At 38.7% G+C, this 24,640-nt stretch carries 18 protein-coding genes, 1 other RNA gene and 2 pseudogenes; 3 read left to right on the top strand and 18 right to left on the bottom strand.

What is annotated here, in order from left to right:
• Nucleotides 1–89: 89 nt before the first annotated feature.
• The 7 genes and pseudogenes from V3595_RS05540 to nirB (V3595_RS05510) form a co-directional block, all read right to left on the bottom strand.
• Nucleotides 90–329 (bottom strand): annotated as a pseudogene (locus tag V3595_RS05540) (ArsR/SmtB family transcription factor); the annotation flags it as partial.
• 680 nt (nt 330–1,009) lie between these two features.
• The gene (locus tag V3595_RS05535) at nt 1,010–1,471 is read right to left on the bottom strand and encodes a hypothetical protein (RefSeq protein WP_485905855.1); all 462 of its coding nucleotides are present in this window, start codon (nt 1,469–1,471) and stop codon (nt 1,010–1,012) included.
• 311 nt (nt 1,472–1,782) lie between these two features.
• Nucleotides 1,783–2,103, bottom strand: coding sequence for a hypothetical protein (locus V3595_RS05530; protein WP_485905853.1), 321 nt, complete (start codon nt 2,101–2,103; stop codon nt 1,783–1,785).
• A 356-nt stretch (nt 2,104–2,459) separates the two neighbouring features.
• A complete protein-coding gene (locus tag V3595_RS05525) occupies nt 2,460–2,885 on the bottom strand; it encodes an OsmC family protein (protein ID WP_485905851.1) in 426 nt (141 codons plus the stop codon).
• A 248-nt stretch (nt 2,886–3,133) separates the two neighbouring features.
• A complete protein-coding gene (locus V3595_RS05520) occupies nt 3,134–4,753 on the bottom strand; it encodes a family 14 glycosylhydrolase (protein WP_485905850.1) in 1,620 nt (539 codons plus the stop codon).
• Between the two features lie 395 nt (nt 4,754–5,148).
• Entirely contained in the window at nt 5,149–5,466 is a 318-nt protein-coding gene (gene nirD, locus V3595_RS05515; protein WP_485905848.1) for a nitrite reductase small subunit NirD, read from the bottom strand.
• 17 nt (nt 5,467–5,483) lie between these two features.
• Nucleotides 5,484–7,898, bottom strand: coding sequence for a nitrite reductase large subunit NirB (nirB, locus tag V3595_RS05510; RefSeq protein WP_485905846.1), 2,415 nt, complete (start codon nt 7,896–7,898; stop codon nt 5,484–5,486).
• A 204-nt stretch (nt 7,899–8,102) separates the two neighbouring features.
• Here nirB (V3595_RS05510) and V3595_RS05505 point away from each other — a divergent pair, with 204 nt between their 5' ends.
• Nucleotides 8,103–8,429 carry a MerR family transcriptional regulator gene (locus V3595_RS05505; RefSeq protein ID WP_137015855.1) on the top strand — a complete coding sequence of 109 codons (327 nt, stop codon included), beginning with the start codon at nt 8,103–8,105 and terminating at the stop codon, nt 8,427–8,429.
• Between the two features lie 200 nt (nt 8,430–8,629).
• Here the strand turns inward: V3595_RS05505 and cobA are convergent.
• From cobA to V3595_RS05485, 4 genes and pseudogenes are all read right to left on the bottom strand, one after another.
• Nucleotides 8,630–9,400, bottom strand: a pseudogene (cobA, locus tag V3595_RS05500) (uroporphyrinogen-III C-methyltransferase).
• 110 nt (nt 9,401–9,510) lie between these two features.
• The gene (gene nasC / locus V3595_RS05495) at nt 9,511–11,661 is read right to left on the bottom strand and encodes an assimilatory nitrate reductase catalytic subunit NasC (protein WP_485905845.1); all 2,151 of its coding nucleotides are present in this window, start codon (nt 11,659–11,661) and stop codon (nt 9,511–9,513) included.
• Nucleotides 11,662–11,750: 89 nt separating this feature from the next.
• Nucleotides 11,751–14,072 (bottom strand): nitrite reductase large subunit NirB, encoded by a 2,322-nt coding sequence (gene nirB / locus V3595_RS05490; RefSeq protein WP_485905843.1) that lies wholly within the window; start codon nt 14,070–14,072, stop codon nt 11,751–11,753.
• A 54-nt stretch (nt 14,073–14,126) separates the two neighbouring features.
• Nucleotides 14,127–15,332: a nitrate/nitrite transporter gene (locus tag V3595_RS05485; protein WP_402905527.1), complete on the bottom strand. Its 1,206-nt coding sequence runs from the start codon at nt 15,330–15,332 to the stop codon at nt 14,127–14,129.
• Nucleotides 15,333–16,027: 695 nt separating this feature from the next.
• On the opposite strand from V3595_RS05485, the gene V3595_RS05480 reads away from it, so the two are divergent.
• Nucleotides 16,028–16,570, top strand: a complete 543-nt coding sequence (locus V3595_RS05480; RefSeq protein ID WP_485905840.1) for a ribonuclease H-like YkuK family protein — start codon at nt 16,028–16,030, stop codon at nt 16,568–16,570.
• A gap of 151 nt (nt 16,571–16,721) precedes the next feature.
• Here the strand turns inward: V3595_RS05480 and ssrS are convergent.
• The 5 genes from ssrS to V3595_RS05455 form a co-directional block, all read right to left on the bottom strand.
• Nucleotides 16,722–16,908: non-coding RNA, 6S RNA (gene ssrS / locus V3595_RS05475), on the bottom strand.
• Between the two features lie 124 nt (nt 16,909–17,032).
• Nucleotides 17,033–18,514 (bottom strand): UDP-N-acetylmuramoyl-L-alanyl-D-glutamate--2,6-diaminopimelate ligase, encoded by a 1,482-nt coding sequence (locus tag V3595_RS05470; protein WP_485905838.1) that lies wholly within the window; start codon nt 18,512–18,514, stop codon nt 17,033–17,035.
• 211 nt (nt 18,515–18,725) lie between these two features.
• The gene (locus V3595_RS05465; protein ID WP_485905837.1) at nt 18,726–19,979 is read right to left on the bottom strand and encodes an MFS transporter; all 1,254 of its coding nucleotides are present in this window, start codon (nt 19,977–19,979) and stop codon (nt 18,726–18,728) included.
• Nucleotides 19,980–20,599: 620 nt separating this feature from the next.
• Nucleotides 20,600–21,481 carry a mechanosensitive ion channel family protein gene (locus tag V3595_RS05460; protein ID WP_485905835.1) on the bottom strand — a complete coding sequence of 294 codons (882 nt, stop codon included), beginning with the start codon at nt 21,479–21,481 and terminating at the stop codon, nt 20,600–20,602.
• Nucleotides 21,482–21,503: 22 nt separating this feature from the next.
• On the bottom strand, nt 21,504–21,896 hold the full coding sequence (locus V3595_RS05455) for a sporulation protein (protein WP_485889867.1): 393 nt from the start codon (nt 21,894–21,896) through the stop codon (nt 21,504–21,506).
• Between the two features lie 664 nt (nt 21,897–22,560).
• Here V3595_RS05455 and V3595_RS05450 point away from each other — a divergent pair.
• Nucleotides 22,561–23,094 carry an IseA DL-endopeptidase inhibitor family protein gene (locus V3595_RS05450; RefSeq protein WP_485905833.1) on the top strand — a complete coding sequence of 178 codons (534 nt, stop codon included), beginning with the start codon at nt 22,561–22,563 and terminating at the stop codon, nt 23,092–23,094.
• A 152-nt stretch (nt 23,095–23,246) separates the two neighbouring features.
• Here V3595_RS05450 and V3595_RS05445 read toward each other — a convergent pair whose 3' ends face one another.
• The gene (locus tag V3595_RS05445) at nt 23,247–24,239 is read right to left on the bottom strand and encodes an HAAS signaling domain-containing protein (protein ID WP_485905831.1); all 993 of its coding nucleotides are present in this window, start codon (nt 24,237–24,239) and stop codon (nt 23,247–23,249) included.
• The gene (locus V3595_RS05440; RefSeq protein WP_034306796.1) at nt 24,226–24,573 is read right to left on the bottom strand and encodes a PadR family transcriptional regulator; all 348 of its coding nucleotides are present in this window, start codon (nt 24,571–24,573) and stop codon (nt 24,226–24,228) included. Before V3595_RS05440 ends, V3595_RS05445 begins: the two co-directional genes overlap by 14 nt.
• Nucleotides 24,574–24,640 lie beyond the last annotated feature (67 nt).

Here is a 24,640-nt window from a genome sequence, read left to right as displayed (position 1 = left end):
TGTTCCTCCTCTAATATTTGGTTTAAAAGTAGCATTCTTTCACTCCAGAATCTCCGGTAAAACGATACCCAATCCTCAATTTCTCTTAACGGGGCAGCATTCAGCCGATAACGCGTTTCCCTGCCTACCTTTCTGCTGATTACGACACCAGCCTCTTTAAGGATTGACAAATGCTTTGAAACCGCAGTACGGCCCATTTCAAAATGTACGGTCAACTCATTGAGTGGCAATTCTTCCACGTCCGCCAACAAACGTAGCAATTTACGTCTTGTTGGGTCAGCGATGGCTACATAAATATCACGCTCTTGATTTTTCTCGTTCAAAATCACCCACCCTTTAATTGGACACCATTTGGTGTCTTTTATTATATGACACTAATTGGTGTCCTGTCAATTTTATTATTGACACACGGTATTTGTTTTATTCTCCTAAACTGCTCCGTTAGTTAAAGTACATTTCTTCACAAACTATCGCATTTACATAAATAACCCATATTATTAGTTGCTATTTTTGAAAATTGGCTAGCAAAAGATCAAAATCCAGAACGGCAGCTTAGAGTGATCTTGGAATTGAAGAACTATATATCTTCATTGATAAGCAAAGTGGAAAGATTTTTACCGGCCTCCATATCTGGGGATGCTCTTAATCATTCGCGAGGGCCGAGATTTATTATTCCTTGATTCACTAGACAATTGGGTAGAGATTATGATGGTATCATTCGAGAAAGGATGTAAATCCCCCGAGATCCGAACGCAGATATTGTGGTACTAGAAAATGAGACACATTTGATAGGAGGAAATCCAGAGGGTGGGGGTGATACGGGGGAATTAATGGTGGACAAATTTTAAATTCTGCTTTCATATTGATTGGATCGGTTGTTCGAGACTCCTGCGGGAAAAGCGCGTCCAGGAGACCCCGCAGGCGCAAGTGCGCCGAGGAGGCTCCCGGACCGCCCGCGGAAAGCGAGTGCCTGAAGAGGAAAACAATTACAAACCCTCGATATGATAAATTATTTGTCTATTTCAAGGCTTTTTAACATTTGACGTAACGCTCCAAGATGATAAGCCGAGTGGGCAATGGTCGCATTTACATTTGTCAGCCATTTTCCTAAATCGATTGTATCGATTTCTTCGAAAAGAGTTACATATTCCTTATGTAATCCCTCCCTTATTTCCGCCCATTTCACCTCATCAACAGTAGCAATGGTCCAGCTTGCGTCCCAGTCTTTTTCAAAGTCTGTGCCACTAATCATTGTTCGGATAACCCATAAATAATACCGTATGTGGTCTGAGTGAGCAGCAATAGTTGATCCATTTATGGAACGTGAAGCGTCTTCTGCGGTTAAACCATCAAGTGTCCCAAAAATCCCTGTATTCGGTCTTGAATCAGTATAATAGCTCCCATCATTTCCCGGTCCTTCAAACGTTTCTTTCAAAAGCGTTTTTATCGAACTTTCCAACGTCTCGCTCATCTCAAATCCCCCCAATTAATTTAATCGACTTCATTACTTTATAATACACTAAGAGAAACAATTAATCGTTTTATTTTGTTAAATTAATCCAGAAATATCGCGAGTTTATAGAATTACTCGCTGAACTGGCATAAGGTAAAGGCTTCCTTTAACAGTTAACAACCTTATATGGTATTGACGCTGCTCTTAACATGGTGAATAAAATAAAAATACCTTAAAAAGACCGTTCCTTAAAAAAACAGGAACGGCCTTAATTATTTATCTAAAAAATATGATTCAGTTTGATAAGTATAGAATGCTAATACTAAGTTTTAGTAGCTTTTCAATCGCTCCTCCAGGGACACAATTCTAAACTTTAACTCTTGATTCGAGTCTAAGCCCCCTATTACAATTTGATTATCTTCCGTAATGGTGACATATCTGAAGATTTCTTCTCCGTGGATCTTTATTTTTGTCTCTAATGTCGTTTCCATTTTTGCAAAAACTTGATTTGTGTATGTAAGCGGAAGAAGATCATCTAAACCTTCTTCGGGGCTGCCGAGCCACTTAAACATGAAATCTTTCAATGAATATTGTTCAATCATCGATAAATGATCTTTAAAAATTAATTTGTCAATTGTTATCTCTTTCAACTTAACCACTCCTCAATAGTATCTAAAGTTTATATCGATATACTCCTAACATCAAGGGCATTCCAATGACAAACCATTACATTTTGATTACTTGCTGACTAAATAAACCCTTCCCTTCCGAAAAATGGAGTTATGTTACCTTGAAAATAAACTGGAGAATGATTTTTTTTTAGTTTACGCCTAGGATCAACATGTAGAGGGATTATTTTCTGAGATTTGCACGTTTTGGTATAGATGATTATCCGTGAATCAAGGATGTTCATTTCAGTCGAAAACAGCCTCCATTTGCTTATGAAATGAAGGCTGTTTTTCTTATATGAAAAATGTATAAACAACTTTCAGTTAAAACCATTACATTATAATTCTTGTTTTCCTTTAACACCATTTATCGAATAGCTGATTTTAATGTTGGCATTTAATGAGTGATATACTGAACAGTACGTATTTTTGGATAATTGAATCGCACGGACCACTTTATCTTCAGGCAGATCACCCTCCAATAAATAGTGAATATGAAAATCGGTAAACCGTTTAGGGTGATTTTCCGATCGTGCCCCTTCTATTTCTATTTGAAAGGCCTTTGTTTCAAATCGCATTTTTTTTAATATCATTACAATATCAATACCTGTGCACCCGGCAAGAGAATGTAAAAGTAACTCCGTGGGTCTGGCTCCGCTATTTTTTCCTCCTACTTCTTCGGCAGCATCCATCTTTATTTCATGTCCCGACGGAGTTGTGCCAGAAAAGGCCATTTCCCCTGTCCATGTAATCATTGTTTTCATTTGAATCAATTCCTCCCTTTCTTTTTGTTTTGTTCCAAAAATAGTCCATATGTTTATTTAATGTAAGTACAGTTCACTTAAGTCTTAAAATAATATTTCCCCAATAGGGTCAGTACGTACATGTAAAAGTGTACTTGGCTTCTGGATTGTTTATACCTAATTCGTGATGGCCTTCAATACTCTTATATTCTTCCCAAAAGCCTTACTTAGTTAGTCATACTGTTTTTGGTTCATGGCATTATATATCTTTACCATGAAGTTTTATAATTTCCTTCTCCATTCAAAGGAGTTTTATAACTATTATTTTCCCCATCTTGCCAAGTGATATTGCCATTTTCATCTTTCAGGACGAACTTGAATTCATAGAATCGATCAGCAGCTAAACGAAATGTTCCACTCCAGCTGCCTTCTGTGCTTTGAGTAAGTTTATATTCATAATCCTCAGGATTCCACCTTCCGATTTCCCCTCTATCCCCAATTAAGTAAACTCCCTGTGTGGCAGGTACATTTTCAACTGTGAATCTAACTGGAATCGACTTGCCTTCCAATTTATCAGCCATCATCCTGAACGCATTTGTTGGATTTCCTTCATCGTCAAATAAATAGGACATCCTTAGCAAGGTAAATCCCTCAAAATCATGGTTAAAAACCATTTCTGCTATATTGTCAAAGCCCGCTTCATTGTTGATCAGCGGGAGTGCATTTTCCCCGTTTAATGAAATTCCTTTTTCATTAGCCAAAGAGGCAATATGGGTCACCAACGTTTTAGGAGCGCTATAGTATGGGGCAGTATATGCGTCTTGATCTCCCATTTCCAAACAGGTGAACGTGAGGGCCATCTTCGATTTCTTAAATTGATTCAGTAATTGGGAGTAGTTATAATACCCTGCACTATACTCTGCTGAATGCGGCAGTACTGGATCATTCATTTTCCAGTGGACTCCTGAGATTTTAGCCCCAATTGGCACGCCAAAGACTTCATCAAAATGTTTATGGGCAAATTTAGAGATTTTTGCAAGATGCTTTTCGAGTGCACCTTGATACCACTGCATAAAGTCGTATCCAAATTGAGTGTCGATCGCTCCGCCCCTGGTGAAAAATTCATCCCCATTTCCTGGCGGCTGAATCTCATTCCAGTTTTTAAACGTTTTGCCCCAGGCAGCATTTAATTTTTTTATCGTTGAATATTTTTCTCTCATGGTAAGCCTGAAATCACGTTTCGCACCTTCTGTATAAGCTTGGAGCTGTCCCCTTTCAGGATAATCCCAGCCATCAGCATTTTGATAGGAGGGATATCTTAGTTCCCCAGCTGGTCCAGCACTTAAATATATTTTAGCTATTAAATCCTTCTTATCAGCAAAGTTCTTTGCAAAGGATTTATACAATTCGTTATATTGATCGGCTGTACCTTCCCACCAAGGAGCAAGTACTTCCTTATTCCAGAAACCACTTTCACTCTTGAATGCCATGTTATCTAGAGTGTCTTTATTCCAGAGCCAACTCGGGATGGGATAGTTGCAATCATCCCCCACATTACCGCCGCATTGATGTGTAGACAAAATGGGCACCCATTTTAAACCGGAAGCTTTCACTGTTTCCGCATATTTTTTATAATAGGACCAATCAAACTGATTATCTTTTTTACTCTCGACTAATCCCCACCAAATATCTGTCGTTATTGCATATACTCCATTTTCCTTCAACTGGGTTAACTGAGCTTCAAATGCCTCCCAATCTGTTATTTCACCCAATGGGGCCATTACATAAAGCTTGTAATCTGGTTTTACTTCTGCTATTCCAGGTGAAGTACTTGATAAAGGAACAAAATACAGCATAAAGGTAAAAACACCAACAGATAATTTGTTCATAAAAACGCCAACCTTTCCCCTATAACTTTATTCATTTGTTCATCATTGAAATCGTTTACATTCACTTCGTTTAATAAAGTCATTCCTTTACTAGAAAGTATATTTGTTTTGGAAATATTTATCAATTATTCCGCCAAGGAAATTTAGTTCAAAGCACCGCAAAGAAAAAATGGATAGTCCAAGAGACTATCCAGCAGACTATAGACAAACTCAATGAAAATCGAGTTTGTGTACAGTTTTTTTATGGTTTGTACAATGAACGTTGATTTCCTCTCCAAGGACTCGCTTTCCGCGGGAGTCTCGTACCTTTCGTTCCAATCAACTTGTTTTAACTTTTAGATAGAACCCTTTTGTCTACAAGATGGATAGTCTAAGAGACTATCCAGAGCATTTGGTTATAAAACTATAAAAACATTACCATCTTCTATTTCAACATTGAATGTCTTAACGCAACCATTATCAGGTTTTTGGACTTCTCCATTCTTGACACTGATTTTCCAGTCATGCATCGGGCAGAATACGTGATCACCACTCACAATGCCTTCCACCAAAACCCCACCTTTATGTGGGCAACGATTTTCAATGGCCCGGAATTCACCATTTGCCAAATGAAAAAGTGCAATTTCCTGAGAGCCTATGGTTACTGTTTTCCCCAGGTTTTTTGGCATCTCATTTACTGTTGAAACCTTTATCTTTTGAAGCGTTTTCCCCATTTAGGCTTCCCCCATATTCATTTATTTGATATAGCTGGAATTTTCACTTTTTGAAATAAACCTGTTTGGATCGCATTGCTCTCAATGATTTCTTTCCACGGTTCTTGCAATACGGATAAGGCCTCATCCAAGCGTTGATTAAGCTCAATCCTTTTTTGCTTATCACCAATAATCGCCTTAATGTTATCGAACCCTACACGTTCAACCCAGACAGACGTTCTTTCTAAATAATTGGCAGTCTCTCGATAATGTTGAATGTATGCACCCGTAATTTCAATTACCTCATCACTTGTTTTCACTTTGCATAATAATTCAGCAGCTCTTAAATGGGTTCCGCCGTTGCCGCCAATATAAATTTCCCATGCACCGTCCACTCCGACAACACCAAGATCTTTGATACCGGATTCAGCACAATTACGAGGACATGCCGACACAGCCATCTTAACCTTATGCGGTGTGCCTACACGTTCAAATTTCTTCTCCAGGGCAATGCCCAGCCCAATTGAATCTTGGGTGCCAAAGCGGCAAAAGTTTTCACCGACGCATGTTTTCACAGTTCGAAGGGTTTTTCCATAAGCATATCCAGAAGGCATATCCAGGTCAGCCCATACTTTTGGAAGGTCTTCTTTTTCAACGCCGAACAAATCTATTCTTTGCCCGCCTGTAACCTTAAGTAACTTAACATTATACTTATCGGCAACATTTGCTATTTTCCGTAATTGATCGGGATTAGTGACGCCGCCATACATTCTTGGCACAACGGAAAATGTACCATCCTTTTGAATATTTGCATGTAGCCTTTCATTGACATAGCGGGATTCTTTTTCATCTTCATATTCAACAGGATGGATCATGCCTAAGTAATAGTTCAGTGCCGGTTTACACTTCGAGCAGCCATCACTTGTATTCCAGCCGAGAACATTCATGACTTCTCGAGTATGGGTCAGATTTTTTTCGCGTATTTCAGCAACAACCTCATCTCTGGATAATGTGGTGCACGTGCATATGGATTCCTTCTGGTTTGACTTACTGAATTCAGCGCCTAATGTCAGCTCGAGAATATCACCGACTAATGGCTTACACCCTCCGCATGATCTCGAAGCACTTGTGCAGCCTTTTACTTCCTCAATACTTGTTAACCCCTTAGATTCGATAGCCGATACAATATCGCCCTTGGTTACTCCATTACAACCACAGATGATTTCCTCATTTGACATCGCAGTGACGAGACTAACACTAGGTTCACTCGTTCCAGCGTTTAAATATTCGGAAACCTCGGCATTTTTATTGATCATGCTTAATAGGTTATTGCTTTCCTTTGTATCCCCGAATAATACCGCACCAGAAATTTTTCCATTCCGAATCATTACTTTTTTGTAAGTGCCATTCCATTCATTAAATTCCTTGATTGATTTAGCTTGTTCATCCTCGAAAATTTCTCCAGCCGAAAATACATCAACACCAGATATTTTTAACTTAGTAGACAGCACTGAACCCTCGTAAGCTTTGTCTTCCAGCCCGCAAATCCTTTTGGCTAATACTTTGCCCTGTTCATATAGGGGAGCGACCAAACCATATACCATTTCACGGTGTTCCGCACATTCACCAACCGCAAAAATATTCGGGATTCTTGTCTCCAAATAATCATTCACGATAATTCCTCGATTGACAGGGATGCCGCAATTTTGAGCCATAGCAACATTTGGCTTAATCCCAACTGCCATGACCACTAAATCGGCGCTGATTTCCTCGCCATCACTAAAGCGCAATCCTTTGACATCAATTTCACCTAAAACCTCCTGAGTCTGTTTCCCAAGATAAAAATTCATTCCCTGGCTTTCAAGTTCCCTTTGCAGCATTTTTCCTGCTGCTGGATCTAACTGCCTATCCATCAAATATTCCGAAAGGTGAATAACATCTACCTGCATACCTAGATTCAGTAGACCCCTGGCTGCTTCAAGACCCAGTAATCCTCCACCAATGACAGCAGCCTTTTTGTTGTTTTTGGAATATTCGATCATTTTTTCGCAGTCTTCAATATTTCGAAAGGCTGTCACTCCTTTTTTATCAGCCCCCTTTATCGGTAGAATAAATGGGATTGATCCGGTAGCTAAAATTAATCGATCATATGCGACTTCACGATTTGCATCTGAATATATGATTTGCTTAGTGGTGTCGATGTTCTTGACTGTTTCACCTGAAAAAAGTGTAATATTGTTCTCTTTGTACCAGTTCCAATCATTTATTGTAATATCATCTATCGTCGTAGCCCCTTGCAATACATTCGATAGTTGGATTCGATCATAATTTGGATGCGGCTCACTTCCGAAGACAGTCACCTCAAACCTTTCTGGTTGAATTTTCAAAATTTCTTCTATACATCTTACTCCAGCCATACCATTCCCAATGAGTGCCAATTTCTGCTTAGCCATGTTTTGTCCTCCAATAAGATTATTTTGAAAGGATGATATGATTGATTATAGGTGACGTCACTTTTTATCGCTACAAGTGTGTTATAAAATCTTACATAGTTTTTAAAAATTTATAATTAATGTTAGTTTTTATTACAAATATTCAGAAAATTAGGATATAATATCCTTATTGATCTAGCATAAATCCAAAATGAGGTGATTTTCATCGTCCAGCAAAAAGAATCTTATTTAGACAGAAAAGTAATTTCCATAGGGGTTGTCAGAGAATTAACCGGACTATCCGATAGACAAATCCGTTACTATGAAGAAAGAAAACTCGTTTTCCCCGAAAGATCTAAGGGGGGTAACCGTAAATACTCTTTTTCCGACGTCAAGGCATTAGTGGAAATTGCCGATAAAATAGAGGATGGAGTGCAAACCAATGAAATTAGGCAGGAAAAATTAAAAGAGAACAGAAAAATTGAACAGGAAAAAATGCGAAAAAAAATGCTGCAGGGCCAATTAAATGCACACTTTGGCCTACGCAATTGATTTTCGCTAAGTAACAGCAATTATTAGCCGATTCACTACATACCATAACTGTCCATATTTCAAACTTCGATTAGCCAGTTAACAAATTCACCTTACATCTATAAAATAGCTGTTAACATTGTTAAACTGGACATGATGACTTTCATGTCCAGTTTTCCATTTTCATTACAGTAAAATTTTTCCGGATAATCATTCCTCTTCTAAGCGAACTCCTTATCTTTTGTCTTCTCTGAAAACCATGATAACTTCTCGGATAAATTCACCACTTCTCCTATTACAATAATGGCGGGATTGGCAACCTGCTCTCTTGTAACAATCCCCACTATTGAATCGATTGTTCCTGAAAAAGTTCGTTGAAAACCTGTCGTTCCTTGTTCAATGACAGCAATGGCAGTTTCAGGCTTCTTTCCGCAGGATCGTAATTGTTTACAGATATATGGAAGGTTTTTAATACCCATATAAATAGCAATGGTGTCAACACCATGTGCCAAATGATGCCAGTTGATGTTATTAGGTTTGCCGGTCACGCAGTGTCCTGTGACAATTGCGAAGGAACTCCCCCATTCCCTGTGAGTCACGGGAATTCAAGCATAAGCTGGCGCAGCGATTCCAGATGTGATTCCAGGAACTATTTCAAATTGAATTCCGTGCTTTACTAGCACTTCTGCTTCCTCCCCGCCTCGTCCAAAGATGAAAGGATCTCCCCCTTTTAGACGAACAATCGTTTTTCCCTCCATTGATTTACTAATTAGCAATTGGTGAATGTCCTCTTGAGGGACACAATGTTTACCAGGCGCTTTACCGCAATAAATGTATTCAGCTTCAGGTTTACCGTATAAAAGCAATTCACGATTTACCAATCGATCATACAAGATGACATCCGCTTCCGCGATGCATTTGGTTGCCTTGACAGTAACTAAGTCCGGAGCACCAGGTCCGGCACCAACAATATAGACCTTACCTTTTTCCATCCTTGATCCCCTTTTGTTGTTTAGTCATGAAAGCTCTGTGTAATTAGGCTCTGCTGTTCAATTATGATTGAACCTAATAAAAATTATGATGAACGGAAAGAAAACCTCCCTTAATGAGACGTTAACTCAACTATAGGATGTACTTTTACAGCACTGACTTTAAAGCCAGGCATTTTGCATGTCGGGTCTAAATCCTGTGAAACGAGGCGATTGACATTTTGTGAGTCTGCCCAATGAAAAGGAACGAATATAGTATCATGGCGAATGGTTGCTGACCATTTGCTTCTTACAACAATACTTCCCCGCCTTGATTCGATTTTCACCAAAGTATTGTCTGGAATATGATATTTCTTTGCTGTTTCCGGATGGATTTCCATATATGATTCAAAATTTCTTGCGGCTAATGATGAGCTTTTTCTCGTTTGTACTCCTGTTAAATAATGTGACATGATTCTTCCTGTTGTTAAATAAAGGGGAAAATCCGTACATGGCTGTTCTTTTGGAACAAGAGGCACATTATTAACCACAACCATGGCTGCCTTTCCATCCGGGTGGGCAAAAGACGTTTCGAATAACCTTTTTGTCCCTTTATGGTCAATGGTTGGGCATGGCCACAATATGCCTCCTTCTTTTCTTAATCGATCATACGTTATACCATAATAATCAGCGGTCCCCCCGCGGCTTGCCACTCTCAATTCTTCGAAAATCTCTTTCGCAGATTGAAAGGGAAAATGCTCCTCTTTTCCAAGAGCTTTTGCTATATCACAAATGATTTGCCAATCATGCTTCACTTCCCCAGGAGATGAAAAACTGGCTTCCCGAAGCGTCACCCGTCCTTCTAAATTTGTCATCGTTCCTTCATCCTCTAAATAAGACGAAGTAGGTAAAATTAAATCAGCCAATCTAGCAGTTTCAGAAACGAACATATCTACTGCGACAAGAAACTTTAATTTTTTCAAAGCCTTTTTGACAAAGTTAGCATTGGGATTTGAAACAATTGGATTGGAACACATTAAAAACATGCCGGTAATTTCACCTTCATTTATCTTCTCTATCATTTCGTATGCCGATACACCTTTACGCGGCAAATCAGCCTCATCAATTCCCCATATTCTTGCAATATGTAATCTATGTTCCTCATTTTCAATCATACGATACCCCGGCAGTTGGTCTGCCTTTTGGCCATGTTCTCTTGCTCCCTGCCCATTTCCCTGTCCAGTGATAGCTCCATAACCCGAATTCACTTTTCCAATTTTCCCTGTAACAATAAGAATATTAAGAAAATTACGAACGGCGGCCGAACCATCTGTTTGCTGCTCAACTCCCCTTGCTGTAAAAATCATTCCTGATTCTTCTTTCCCGAACATTGCAGCCGCTTTTTGAATTTGGTCGCTAGGCACCCCTGTCATTTCTGCAATTTCCTCCAACTTTAAAGATGTAACATACTCTTTAACTTCGTTGTAGCCATTTGCACGGTCCCGGATAAATGCTTCATCAGTAAAATCCTCTTCAATGATCACTTTCAATAATCCGTTTGCCAAGGCGGCATCCATCCCTGGTTTTACTTTTAGATGTAAGTCGGCCATTTTCGTTGTTGCTGTTTCTCTTGGATCTACAGCAATAATATATGCCCCATTTTGTTTCGCTTTCTCAAAGTAAGACATGATTGTCGGCTGGCATTCCGCAATATTCGTGCCCGCCAAGATAATGCACTTTGTGAACGGAATCTCTGATAAGCTGTTGGTAAGGCCCCTGTCCATACCAAACGTTTGGCTTGCTGCCGAAGCAGCTGCGGACATGCACAAACGGCCATTATAATCTATATACTTTGTTTTTAAAGCTACTCTTGCAAATTTCCCAAGCAAATATGCTTCTTCATTTGAAATGGATGCACTCCCATATACAGATAATGCATTTACACCATCTTCCGCTTGAATTCTTGTGAAATTCTCCTTAATGTGATTTAATGCCTCCTCCCAAGATATTCGAATAAATTCACCATTTTTTTTAAGTAATGGGTATTTAATTCGGTCGTTATGCAATGCATGTTGGTGTGCATTCATTCCTTTAATGCATAAGCGCCCCTCTGAGGTTGGATTATCTTTTCCAATCGTCATATACTTTTTTCTTGTTACTATTGTTTGTTCCAACAGCTGCATCTTACATTGCATACTGCAAAATGGACATTGTGTTTCATATCGTTTTTCTGATTGGACCTCTTGTTGCTTCGTGCGGAAATACTTTAATAATAATTCGGTCAATGGCTCCTCACCCTTTACTCATTGATTTCTTCTGGTACAAACATTTATCCGTTTATCTAAAGGTATTTCCACTTAGTTCATTCTCTGATCTACGCCATTTCCATTCGTTGAGATAGTTGCTGACTAAGTTCATGATCAAACAAAACTTCTCTAACATGAATTAAACCCACTCGTTCAATCCATTGCCAAGTCCGTTCTAAGTAATTGGCTGTTTCACGATAATATTGAATAAAGCCGATGATGATTTCAATTGCTTCATCATTTGTCCCTGCCACACATAACAGTTCACCGGCACGAACATTACGCCCGCTGCTTCCCCCCACATATATCTCCCAGCCTCTGTCAACGCCCATAACACCTATATCTTTCGTTGTTGATCCTGCACCGTTATGCATACAAGCAGATATGCCCATCTTAATACGATAAGGTGTTGATACATGCTCCAATCTTTTTTCCAAATCTACAGCAAGTAAAAGGGATTGCTGTTTTTCACAAGAGCAAACATTCTCGCCGATACATGTTTTGACGTTTTGAACGGTGTTACCATATTTCGAACTTAACGGCATGTCTAAATCAGCCCACACACCTGGAAGGTCTTCTTTTTTCACACCCATTAAATGAATCCTTTGTTCACTTGTTACCGCCACCTGAGATATATCATATTTATCTGCAACATTTGCAATTTTTCGCAAGTCCTTCGCATTCGTCATCCCGCCGTACATTTGCGGGATAACAGAGTATCGATTATCACTTTGAACTGTTGCATTCTTTTTTTCATTTATGAATAGGGTTTGCTGTCTGATCTCGTATTCTGGATGAATCATCCCTAAATAATAGCTAAGGGCCGGCCGGCAAGTTGAACAACCTCCGTTATTTCCCCATTCAAGAACATCCATCGCTTCTTGGACAGATGTTAAGTCTTGGAGCTGCATTTTATACACGACTTCATCTTCCGTTAATGTCGTACATGAGCAAAACGCAGTTTGTTTCTCATCCTGAGTAGAAAGATTACTTTGAATATAGGTCAAAAGCTCGGTCACTGCCGGCTTACATCCACCGCAAGAACCGGAAGCCTTTGTGCATTGTTTAACTTGTTCCACTGTTGTTAATCCCTTTTTTTGAACCGCTTCAATGATTGCCCCTTTTGAAACAGCATTACAATTGCACATGATTTCATGGTTTGCCATCGAAGCGATTATTCCCTCACCCGTACTTGGTGATTGGAACAGTGCACGCTTTTCCTCTGATGATACTTCTTGCCCCTTTAAAATCATATCGAGTAATCGTGTGCTGATGTTTGTATCTCCATACAGCACAGCACCTATTATTTTTCTTCCTTGAAAAACCACCTTTTTATAAACACCATCTAATTCATCAATAGTTGTGATTGATTTCGTTGTTTCATCACCAATGAATTCTCCAACAGAGAATAATTCAACTCCTGATATTTTCAACTGGGTCGAAAGGACCGAGCCTTGGTATCCGTTGCATTTCATCTCACAAATATGCTTTGCCAGCACTTCACCTTGTTCATATAGAGGTTTCACCAGTCCATAAACAATGCCTTGATGTTCAGCGCATTCACCAACCGCATAAATATTTGGGATGCTGGTTTCTAAATAGTCGTTTACAATAATGGCACGATTTGTATCAATTCCGCTTTCTTTGGCCAACTGAATATTCGGTCTGACTCCCACAGCCATAACGACCAAATCTGCTTCCAGCTCCGTTCCCTCTTTAAAACGGACGCGCTCTACACGTTCGTTGCCGATTAACTCCTGCGTTTCCTTTTTTAAAAGAAAGTTCATTCCCTGGTTTTCCAACTCTTTTTGCAGCAAAAGTGATGCCTTTGAATCAAGCTGCCTTTCCATTAAATGGTCAGCAATATGAACGACATGCACTTTCATACCAAGGTTTAACAGCCCTCTCGCTGCTTCTAAACCTAATAAACCGCCTCCGATGACGACTGCTTTTTTATGTTTGCGTGAAGTTTCAATCATCTTTTGGCAATCTTCAATCGTCCGAAATGCAATGACGCCTTCTTTATCAACACCGGCAACAGGAAGAATAAACGGGACAGAACCTGTGGCAATTATCAGCTTATCGTAGTAAACTTCCCGTTCTTTGTCCGTTTTTATCTTCCGAGTCTTTTTATCAATTTTTATAACCGTTTCCCCTGTGAACAATTGGATATTGTTCTTCGTATACCAGTTTCGATCATTTATCGTAATATCTTCAAAAGAAGTGTTGCCTTGAAGGACAGTCGACAATAAGATTCGGTTATAGTTGACGTGTGGTTCACTGCCGAAAACGGTAATCTCAAAAGCAGCCGGATCATTCCTGATAATTGACTCAACACAGCGTAATCCCGCCATTCCGTTCCCTATAAGGACCAGTTTTTGTTTAAACATTTTATCCCCCCAAACAAGTACTGAAACAAGCCGATATAATTGGTAAACAAAGTTCTAAATCTTAACTGAATTCTTTCCGATTACCCACGTTTTTCTCCATGAAAGCTGAGCTAGACCCAGGATAAGCAACGCCACGATTCCAACTGCGGAAAATACTAAAAATCCTGTAGAATATGTGCCAGTAATCTGTTTTAACGTTCCTAGTATGTTTGGAACCAAGAATCCGCCAACACCTCCGGCAGCTCCTACAATTCCTGTGATAAAACCAATTTCTTTAGAAAATCGCTGTGGAACTAACTGAAAGACAGCCCCGTTGCCCATACCGAGAAATAGCATTCCGATGAACAACAGGATCGTAACGACAGTAAGGGAATAAAGAAAACTAATCCCAAACATACATAATGTGAGTCCAATAAATAGAAACATAAGCAGCTTAACTCCACCTATTTTATCGGCAATATATCCTCCAACGGGACGAAAGAAGCTTCCGGCGATGACACATAATGTAACAAATTCCCCAGCCCTTATTCGTGTTAACCCATACTCATCAACAAAAAAGATGCTTAAAAAGCTGGTAAACCCGACAAAGCCCCCAAAAGTCACACTGTAAAGAATACAGAAATACCACGTATCCCTTATTTTAAATACATTGAAATATTCCTTGAGTGGTTTTGCAGGCGGTTGAGATGGTGCGTCTTTTGCGATTAAAATATAAATGACAAACACAATGGTTAAAGGGATCAAAGCTAATCCCATAACATTATGCCAGCCAAGAGACTCTGCAATACGCGGTCCAAACAATGTCGCAAAAAGAGTTCCGCTGTTACCGGCTCCCGCAATGCCCATCGCTAGACCCTGCAAATGCGGGGGGTACCAGCGGCTAGCCATAGGAAGTGCTGCAGCAAAACTTGCACCTGCCACTCCGAGCAAAATCCCAATTAAATAAAGCTCGGCTAAACTTTCTCCGAATAACCAACCCCAAAAAAGCGGAATCATCGTAACAAGCATCCCGCCGATCGCTGTTTTCCGCGGACCGATGCGATCAGTCAAAAACCCAAGGACGATTCGAAAAAACGAGCCTCCCAAAATCGGAATAGCTACAATCAAGCCTTTTTCAGCTGGGGAAAGCCCGAAATCCCTTGTAATATAGACACCAAGTGCACCCAATAATACCCAAATCATAAAACTGATATCAAAATAAAGGAATGAAGCTAATAATGACGGAGCATGACCGCTTTTTTTCAATTCAGATATTTTCACTTTTCATCTCTCCAATACTTTTATTAATTGAATATTCGTTTATTTTACTCTTATAAAAGCAAGATTTCTTTGTTTATGTCAGAAAACATTACACACTTTTTTTGTAAGTTATAAAATGTGAATACTTTGAAGTCGTTATTGGTTAAAATTTAATAATTTCATTTCGTTTTTCTTATATAAATCGAATGATAATGTGGTTTACTTAGGTGAGGTATAGTCCCAAGCTTGTTTAACTTTTCAGTTATGGCAGGAGATATACCAAAGATACCTCCAATAACTTTTCGAAATATCTCCATACAAAAAAAGAGAAGCCTAAAACTTAAGCTTCTCTTCCAGACTGTAGATAAAAACGACTATAATAATTGAGTTTGTTTACAATTTTAATAATTGTCCGTTAATTTCCACTACAGGCACGAACTTTTCCCGTAGGAGTCTCGAACACCTGCTCCAATCAACTTTGTTATAACATTAAGATAGAACTCCTTTTGCCTACAGTCTTTTTTGTTTAAAATAGAAGAAATAAAACTTGAGGTGATTTCTATTCAGCAAGATTAACTTTAAATGAAGATTGCATCTTCATTAGAGGGCGGGTTCTTCCCACAGCACGAAACAAGGACCTTTTTCATATGATGTGTTATGAGCGGCATGAGATTTAATAATCTGATTATATCCGGGGAAAGGTTGGGTGCAATAATATGAAGCAATATCCATTTCATAACATCCCATTTCAAAATCTTCAGAAAAAAGACATGTCATTTGAAGAGGTATTCGTTCATATTGTTGAGTTCATGAAATTAAACCCTTCCGGTAACTTTCGATTAATGGTCGGTACAGATTCGCAAGTACATAAAAAACATACTGTTTTCATTACAGGCATCGTGATACGGCAGGTCGGAAAAGGTGGATGGGGTTGTATAAGAAAAGTGATGATTCCTAGAAGGATGCTGCATTTACATGAACGTATTTCCCAAGAATTGTCGTTAACAGAGGAGATCGTGTCACTGTTTACGGAAGAAAGAAAAAATCAATTAATCGATATTGTCCTGCCTGCTGTATACCAAGGGGCAACGTTCACAATGGAAGGGCATATTGATATCGGGATTGGAAAGCGGAACAAAACCAGTGAGTTTGTAAAAGAAATGGTAGCCAGGATGGAATCAATGGGCGTGGAACCGAAAATCAAACCCAATGCTTTCGTCGCTTCAAGTTATGCCAACCGGTATACAAAACAAGAGTAAATGTCTTTAGAAAATGTAATAAGCCAAATAAACCTACACTGGATTTGTAAAGGGCTGTGAAAATAAATCAAAACAATTCTTATTGTACGTACGGTATTTGAAAAACAGCAAAAAACCGGCCTCAGACCGAGACCGGCTTCAACATTTAAAGATATAAGCCGCCATTGCCGTATTCAGTAAGAAAGTTTTAAACCACCACTCCTCAAAGTGGGTGTTTGCAGAAATAATCCTGTTGTCCAAGTCAGTGACGAGGCATAACATTCCTGTTTCGATATAAAACTCCCTATTACAGCTTAAAGGTTAAAACTTTATTATCATTACGAACAGTGCAGCTTGTATTGTTATAATACCTGAATTCCTCATATGTTACAATGTTAATATTCACCATATTAATAACCTATTGCTGACTAAGGGAATGGACGTCGTATTAGCCCTTTTATAATAGCATTCGTTAAAACCAAACTATTGGTCAAAATAACCGATAAAATCCCCTTCGTCTTTATTTTGCAGATATAATACCGTTTCTTTGTCAGAAATAGTAGGCAGTCCGAAATTTTGTTCATACCTCTCAATTCCTTTTCCTGTAATGATAATCCAATCCCCTTCCTTTCCAGCTTGTATCGCCTCCTGAATAGCAAGTGTCCTATCTGGAATAACCTTCCCATTTCCAGCAGAGTAATCGCTTTGCAGTTTATTTAGTGACGATTCCATCCCCTCCATTCCCTCCGAATTCAGATCATCCATCGTCAAAATCGAAACATCACTATGTTCCGATGATACTTTAACCATTTCAGCCCTTTTGGTTGTATCTCGTCCACCACGGAAACCAAAGATATGATAAATCTTTTTGGCCCCGCATTCTTTGGCAGTTTGAAGCATGTGATGTATGGCATCTGCAGTATGTGCATAATCGATGACGATTGTCGGTCCACATTCTTTCTTATACATTTCAAACCTTCCAGGCACACCGGAAAATTGTTTCAATGAAGTGAGAATTTCCTCTTTTGAAATTGGAAACATCTTCGCTACGGAATAGGCAGCAGTTGCGTTATATAAATTATGAAGTCCAGGTAAAGGTAACTCAATTTTCACAAAGTCATGATTCTCATTCAATAAAATAAAGGGGTTTGTTGCAGTATTATAATTGGTGATGGTTAAATCGCAGCGATTGGATTTTCCAAATACAAAGGCGTTGACATTTTTTTCTCGTAAGTATTCTTGCAGTTTTTCTCCCCAGAAATCATCCCCATTGATAATCGCAAGACCATTAGGTTTCAATTTTTCAAAAAGAAGTAATTTTGCCAGGAAATAATCCTCCATCGTACCGTGGAAGTCGAGATGGTCATGATACAAATTCGTGAAGACACAGAAATCAAATTCAATTCCTTCTAAACGGTATTGAGCTAATCCATGTGAAGACACTTCCATTATGACAACCATGTCCCTGCTTGCAGCCAGTAAGGAATTCAACTCCATGCTACCTGGAGTCGTATTATGGGAATCGACTTTGTTTCCATTGATAATATGCTGTATCGTACCAATGACGGAACAGGTTACCCCATTTTCTTTCAATATTTGCTGAAGCATATAACTCGTTGTGGTTTTTCCATTTGTACCCGTAATTCCTATCATTATTTTTTGCTTGCTTGGCTCTCCATAAAACCTTTTGGCGATTAGTCCTAATGCTTTACGGCTGTTCTCCACTCGTAAATAAGGAACTTCCAATCCCTTAATATCGCGATCGCCAATCACAGCTGATGCCCCTAAACGAATTGCATCTTTAATGTAATTATGGCCATCTGACTTATATCCGGTTACGGCAACAAAAAGGTATCCCTTTTTTATTTCTTTAGAGTTATCGGTTACACCTGCGATGGATATATGTTCAACGTCCTTCGGCAAATCCCAATTTATCGCTTCTTTCAATATGTCTTTAAGGATCATTAACTTTTCTCCTTTTTCATTTAAGCTATTCACCTAACTTTTTTGAAAATGAAATGCATAAGTTCCAACAAGCCATTTTTAGTATTTACCAGCACTCTAAAAATAATTGTTAATCCAGAATTTGTTAGTTGAACAGTAAAAAGAAAAGCAGCCAATAAGGCTGCTTTTCTTGGCTATTGCTGTATAGAGGTGTAGGCACACCGCAGTATACTTACGATTGTATTTCCAGTGGTTTTGCTTCGGCCTTTTGATTGTACAATGGCAAAATGAAAAACATCCCTAGAATAAAAAAGAAAGCGGCGGTTTCAAATATGGCGACGAGTGAAAATTGCTCTTTCAGCACACCTGCCGCACTCATGGTCAAAACCATCGATCCAGTGAATAATGGGCTTAAGATTCCATTGACCCTTCCGATGAACTCGCCTTCGGTCCTCTGTAATATCAATGTATTGATCCCGATTTGGATACAAGGCAGCATTAGTCCATTAAAGAACTCGGCAGTAAGTGTAATCCAAAGATTTGTTGAAAGCCCCATTACCGCTAATCCAATGGCATTCACAAGCATTCCGAAAGCTAATAATCTCTGAGGTGCCACTTTTTTGGCAAAAATCATCACCCCAGCTCCACCTAAAATCATACCAATCCCATTCACCATAAATAACCATTGCAGATTTTCCTTAGGAAGTTCCAGTTGTTCGGTAACAAGGAATATAGAAAGCGGCTGAATGAAGCCCAGTCCAAGCCCGGCTGCCAGAAAACATAAACCAAGCAAACTTAGTTCTTTTTTTCGCAACACATAGCTCACTCCGCTTTTCATTTCCTGCCATATCGTTGTTTTTGCTGTCTCTTCATTCAGTTTACGATCTTTTGGAAGAAAGGCGAGTGCTCCAGCTGAAAGTAAAAACGCCAGGCCAGTAATCGCAATCGAGATGTTTATCCCGAATGATTGGAAGGCAAATGTACCGAGAATCGGACCTAAAACCATAAATACTGCGAAGACGGTCTGATAAACGGACATCCCTGTCTGAATTTGACTTTCAGGCAAATGCATCTTAAATAGCTTCATGCCTGATGGCTGAGAAAATTGAGAAAGTATCGCAGAAATCAAAGTTGCGAAGAATACCATTTTCCAACTGCCAAATATAAGCGAGATTAGCACAGCAAATACAGATATTGCACTTAATATATCACACCAAACCATCGTTTTTTTCGGACTCCAGCGGTCCGCAAACGTCCCTCCAATGAATGAAAAAATAAAGATGGGAGCGAATTCCGCTACTGATATCATGGAAATGGCAAAGGCATCCCCGTTTGTCTTTTCCATGACGAATAACAAAACTGCAAAATTCCGTACCCATATCCCTATTTGTAAAAACAGGCCTGAAAAGATAATGGCCCGGAATACACGATTTTTAAAAATGTTAGGTTCCTTATTACTTAATGTTACGGACGTGTTTTTTTCCATATAAAAACCTCCTGTGAGATTTCTGGACAGGAGGCAGTACAATACAAAATTCACAAACCAAAAGATCCCTAATGGACGGAACACAATGATCTTTGTTTGTATTTTAGTACAGACTAATCCTATCCAGAAAAAAAGTTCGTATTTAGCACGCATTTTTTCTCTTAAAGAATAGGATTAAATGATCATTGTTTAAAGGTCACCCTTCCATTTTATGCTAATTTGATAATAATCTATTCAATCTGATAAATCAAGGTAAAATTTAAAAATAAAACCATTTTCCAGAAAAGTTTGTTCAATTTCCTGCATAAAAAATAGGCTTCCTTTAAAAGAAAGCCAAAGACTGGAGAAAGCTCGAAAAAAAGCGAGTTTGCCTCCAGATTTTTTATGGATCGGGAGTTCAAAGCGCGTCCAAAGGAGACCTCAAAGGCGCAAAGGACGGACCGCCCGCGGAAAGCGAATGCTATACTATCCAATCAACGTTCGAATACTTTCTTTAAAAGAAGCCGTTTAATATCCTCAAGTTCCCGAGCACTGTCACTAATTTCGGTCCTTTCTTACACTCACCATCATTTGTTCCATGATAATTCCCGGAATACCTCAGGCAAATGTGTTTCTTCTTTTCAGTTCTCCAATATACGTTCTTGATTAGGATTGCCCTGTACAAGCAAATGGGAAGATGGCATTAGAATTTTATGCTCATGTAGAGCAGTCATCATTTCAAACCTCACACTCCTCGATGTTTCAAAGTAATCATCAGGTTTCACAAGTCCCACTATGCATAGTTCATATCCAACATATTTAAGATTCGGATTTAAATCCGTAATGCCGATGTATCTAAAATCCTCTTCAGGTGTACCATCCTCTAGCCTTAGAAGGGTTTCACCATACTTCTCATTACAGATAAGGCATATATCCTCCAACAGCCGTTTTACCTTTTCAGGATTTTCTTGGTAACTTACTGTAATGCGTTCAATGATTCGCATTCTCCCTTTATTAAAATTTTGAATCGTCCTGATTTCACTGTGAGGGATTGTCAGCAATTTTCCTGACCATTCCCTGATCTGCATGAACCGGATACCTATTTCTTCAATTGTCCCAGAACTTGTCCCATTGAATGTAACGAAATTCCCCACCCGGAATTCATTATCTGAAAGCCTTACAAATCCCAATAAGATATCCTTAAGCATTTGCTGAGCGGCAAATCCGATCACGACCCCTAAAATACCAGCTCCAGCTAAAATTCCTTTTAGGTCTATAAACTGTCCAACCAAATATATAAGGAAAAGCCCGGAAATACCGTACCTAAGAGAAGAACGAGTAACCCCCTGTATTGTTTTTTCGACTTCTTCGTCGAAAAAATTGGATCTTCTAAAGAACCATTCAACCAGTTTATTCAAAATATAATAAACCGCCAATAACAGTAAAGCCAATATGAAAAGCCTCAATAATAAAAATTCTTCCCAGTAATCCATAGCGAGCTCAGAAAATTTCAAGATATTCATGTTTTCACCTCCATTTTCACGTTTATTCAGAATCGATTAAAATCCAGTCATCATCCTTTCCTATTATCCCTTTATCAAGGATAAGTCTCGTTTTAAGGCGATAGGATACCCCTCGCTTATAAGGCTCCTTCAATATAGGCAGACAAAAGTTGAAAGGAATTTCGTTGCTTTCCCCTGAATTTATCTCCCTTGTAGACAAAATGGTGCTCGTTTTAAGGACCTCTTCCATTCCCGTAGAATGAGTATCCATGATCAAATCACATTCAATCCTCCTTATTCTTTGCGCAAGGGTACCACCCTTAATCAAGAAATATCCATTTATGCATTCACCAGATTTATACGTATTTTTCGGAAGGATTAAATCTATTTGGGCAGAACCTATCCCTAAAAGTAACAAAGATTTTCTAAGTATCAACTAATACACTCCATTTATATTTATTTGTTTTTCTACTAAACCCACATGTTTATACATTTCCGTAAGGGCTGCATGATCTGGACTACAAAAAAACCTTTACCATTTTGGTAAAGGTTTACTAAAAGAAAATAGACCTTTACCAATAGGTAAGGTCTGGCTAACAACAATATGCTGCCAACAACACCGAGAGCAAAAAGCTCCGTAATGACGACATTGTTGTAAAAGCTACTCCCCTTTGGAGAATGTATTCAAGTATATAATTTATAATACGGTAGGATTAGAAAGTTTGTCAAACCTTTATATTTATTATTTTTAGGCGCTGCCAGGGAAATTCGAGTTCTTTGTACATATCTTGATATTAATGAAAATATAATGAATTAACTTGTCCCGTTATTGAAAAAGAATTAACTGCTGGGTTTTAAATAGGCCAGCTTGTGGAATATGAAGTATGTAACAGTAGTGACCTTCTATTTACAACGATGCTTTCAAAAAGAATAAAATGAACAAACTATGTATATTTAATGGAAAACTAAAATTATATTTAAAAATTAACAAGATTTCTCTTTTACTTACGCCAATCATGTTGTAATATAAATGTAACAATTGTAATATTTATTAAACTTTCGTTACATAAGTATCCTATTAGGGATTGGGGAGATTAATTATGAAAAAATTTTTAGGTATGCTATTATCCATTATCATTTTATTTTTCACTCTAAGTGGTCAGGTTACCGCAAAAACGACATCACAGAATTTGTCAGATGCAAATGCATTAAAGATAGCCGATAATGCCAGCAAACATTTTTGGAATGCTTTACATGGATATAAAACCCGTTCATGTTCACAAAAAACTTTCAATTATAAAGGGACAGAGTATTCATACCTTTGCCAAGAGTTTAATACAAAAAATAAATTGACTACCTACTTAGCAGAGACATTTACTAATAATGCAGTTGAAAAAGGGCTGACCAAATATAATTACATTACCCATAAAGGGAAATTAGCCCGTCCAATCGGAGACGGCTTCAGCATGTTAGAGTGGAGAAAAGCAAAAATTAAATTGGTTTATCAAAAACTGAACGTTAGATCCTACAACTTAACTGTACCTACAGTCGACGGTGAGTCAGTAAAAAGAACGGTTACCTTTTATAAATCCGGATCCACTTGGAAAGTCAATCAGTTCGATGCAGTTCAATAAAAAATTGGTTTAAATGTAACGCCTCATATGCCATATAGTTGGTTAAAAACTATATTCCATATGAGGTGTTTTTCTGTTTTCCCTTTTATCTTAAGAAATCTTTTCACATCATGGAACTTTAAAATAAAAAAACACAGCTAGGTTGCTGTGCCTTAACGGATTTTTGCCTTTCGGAAGCCTTGATATGAATCATAGGCGGCAAAAAAGATTGTGATGAGTATGAGACCCCAGTAAATCGAGGTTTTCCATTCAACGATTGAAAATAGAGTTTTTTGGTATGCAATGAATTCGGGGTTGAATAAATTAGGATTACTGATGATGATGATGAAGGTCAGAGTGGACAACAGCTGGTATATAGCATGGAATATAGCTAATTTCAGGGTCCATTGCCTTAAAAATAATTTATAAATAGCCAAGAGAACCCCAATGATAACGACGCAAGATACCGGCAGCCAATAGGTATTCAATACCTCTTGATTAAAAGAAGGTGTCACGAAAATGAGACTGTCATTTCTTTTTTCATAGACGCCTAACAGGTTTGCTGCATTGAAATAAAGGGCCGCAAATACAGAAAGACCTAACAAACTTGCAAATATCTCGATCATGGGTATCGCTTTTTGCTTTGAAATGTTCGGAATATCTTTTAGGTTTTCCGGTGTCCATGGTTTCAAGTCTTTGGTTAAAGGCGACTGATCTTTTGAAGTATCCATGCGTTCTAAAATGGCAAATGAGAGCGTCAGCCAGAAAAACACTTGGATACCTGTACTGATGATACCTGCTATCGCTTTCCCGATTATGGTGAAAATCGCATCCATAACCGTATTATCCCCCATTTCCCGAAACGGATTATCCCCTACTAATCCAATCAGTGAAATGACTGCAGCAATTGGTAAAATCATTTTCAACAGATTGATATAAAAATCATAATAACGCGGTCCAATCAGATGCATCGGCCGATCGCGATAACCACTTGCCAGTGTAACCGGATCTCCTAATTTTAAAAGAACCGCTTTCACGTCTTGCTCCGTATGATACTCCGGAAGCATATCTGCGATTGTAGATTGAAGCTCAAGCCCAATATCCTCACGGTTTTTTTCAGGAAGCCTGCGGGTCACTTCCTGAATATAAAGTTCAATCAGCTCCATCTTCTCCCTCTCCTTTTAATAATATATAAAGCTCTTGAGAAGTTTTTTCCCATTCCTCCTTTAACTGAGTGAAGATTTCCCCCCCATAATCACTTAAAGAATAGTACTTGCGCGGTCTACTTTCAGAAGTATCCCAGCTGCTGGTCACCAATTCTTGTTTTTCCAGGCGGCGAAGTAAAGGATATAAAGTACTTTGATCAATGGTAATTCCCGACTTCTCTAAACGCTGGACAAGCGAGTACCCATACTGAGGGGTTTTGAGCTGACTCAGAACAGCTAACGTCAAAGTGCCTCTGCGCAGCTCAGTGGTTAATGAATTCAGTAAAGTGCTCATCCAATCACCTCTTCCCTATACTATGTGACGTACACCATACCTTATACTATGCATCATACACTATTTT

It is taken from the genome of Bacillus sp. CFBP9009, assembly GCF_036541465.1.
Classification (GTDB): Bacteria; Bacillota; Bacilli; order Bacillales; family DSM-1321; genus Peribacillus.
The sequence above is the reverse complement of the archived record's forward strand: the minus strand, read 5'-3'. Positions and strand labels throughout refer to the sequence as shown.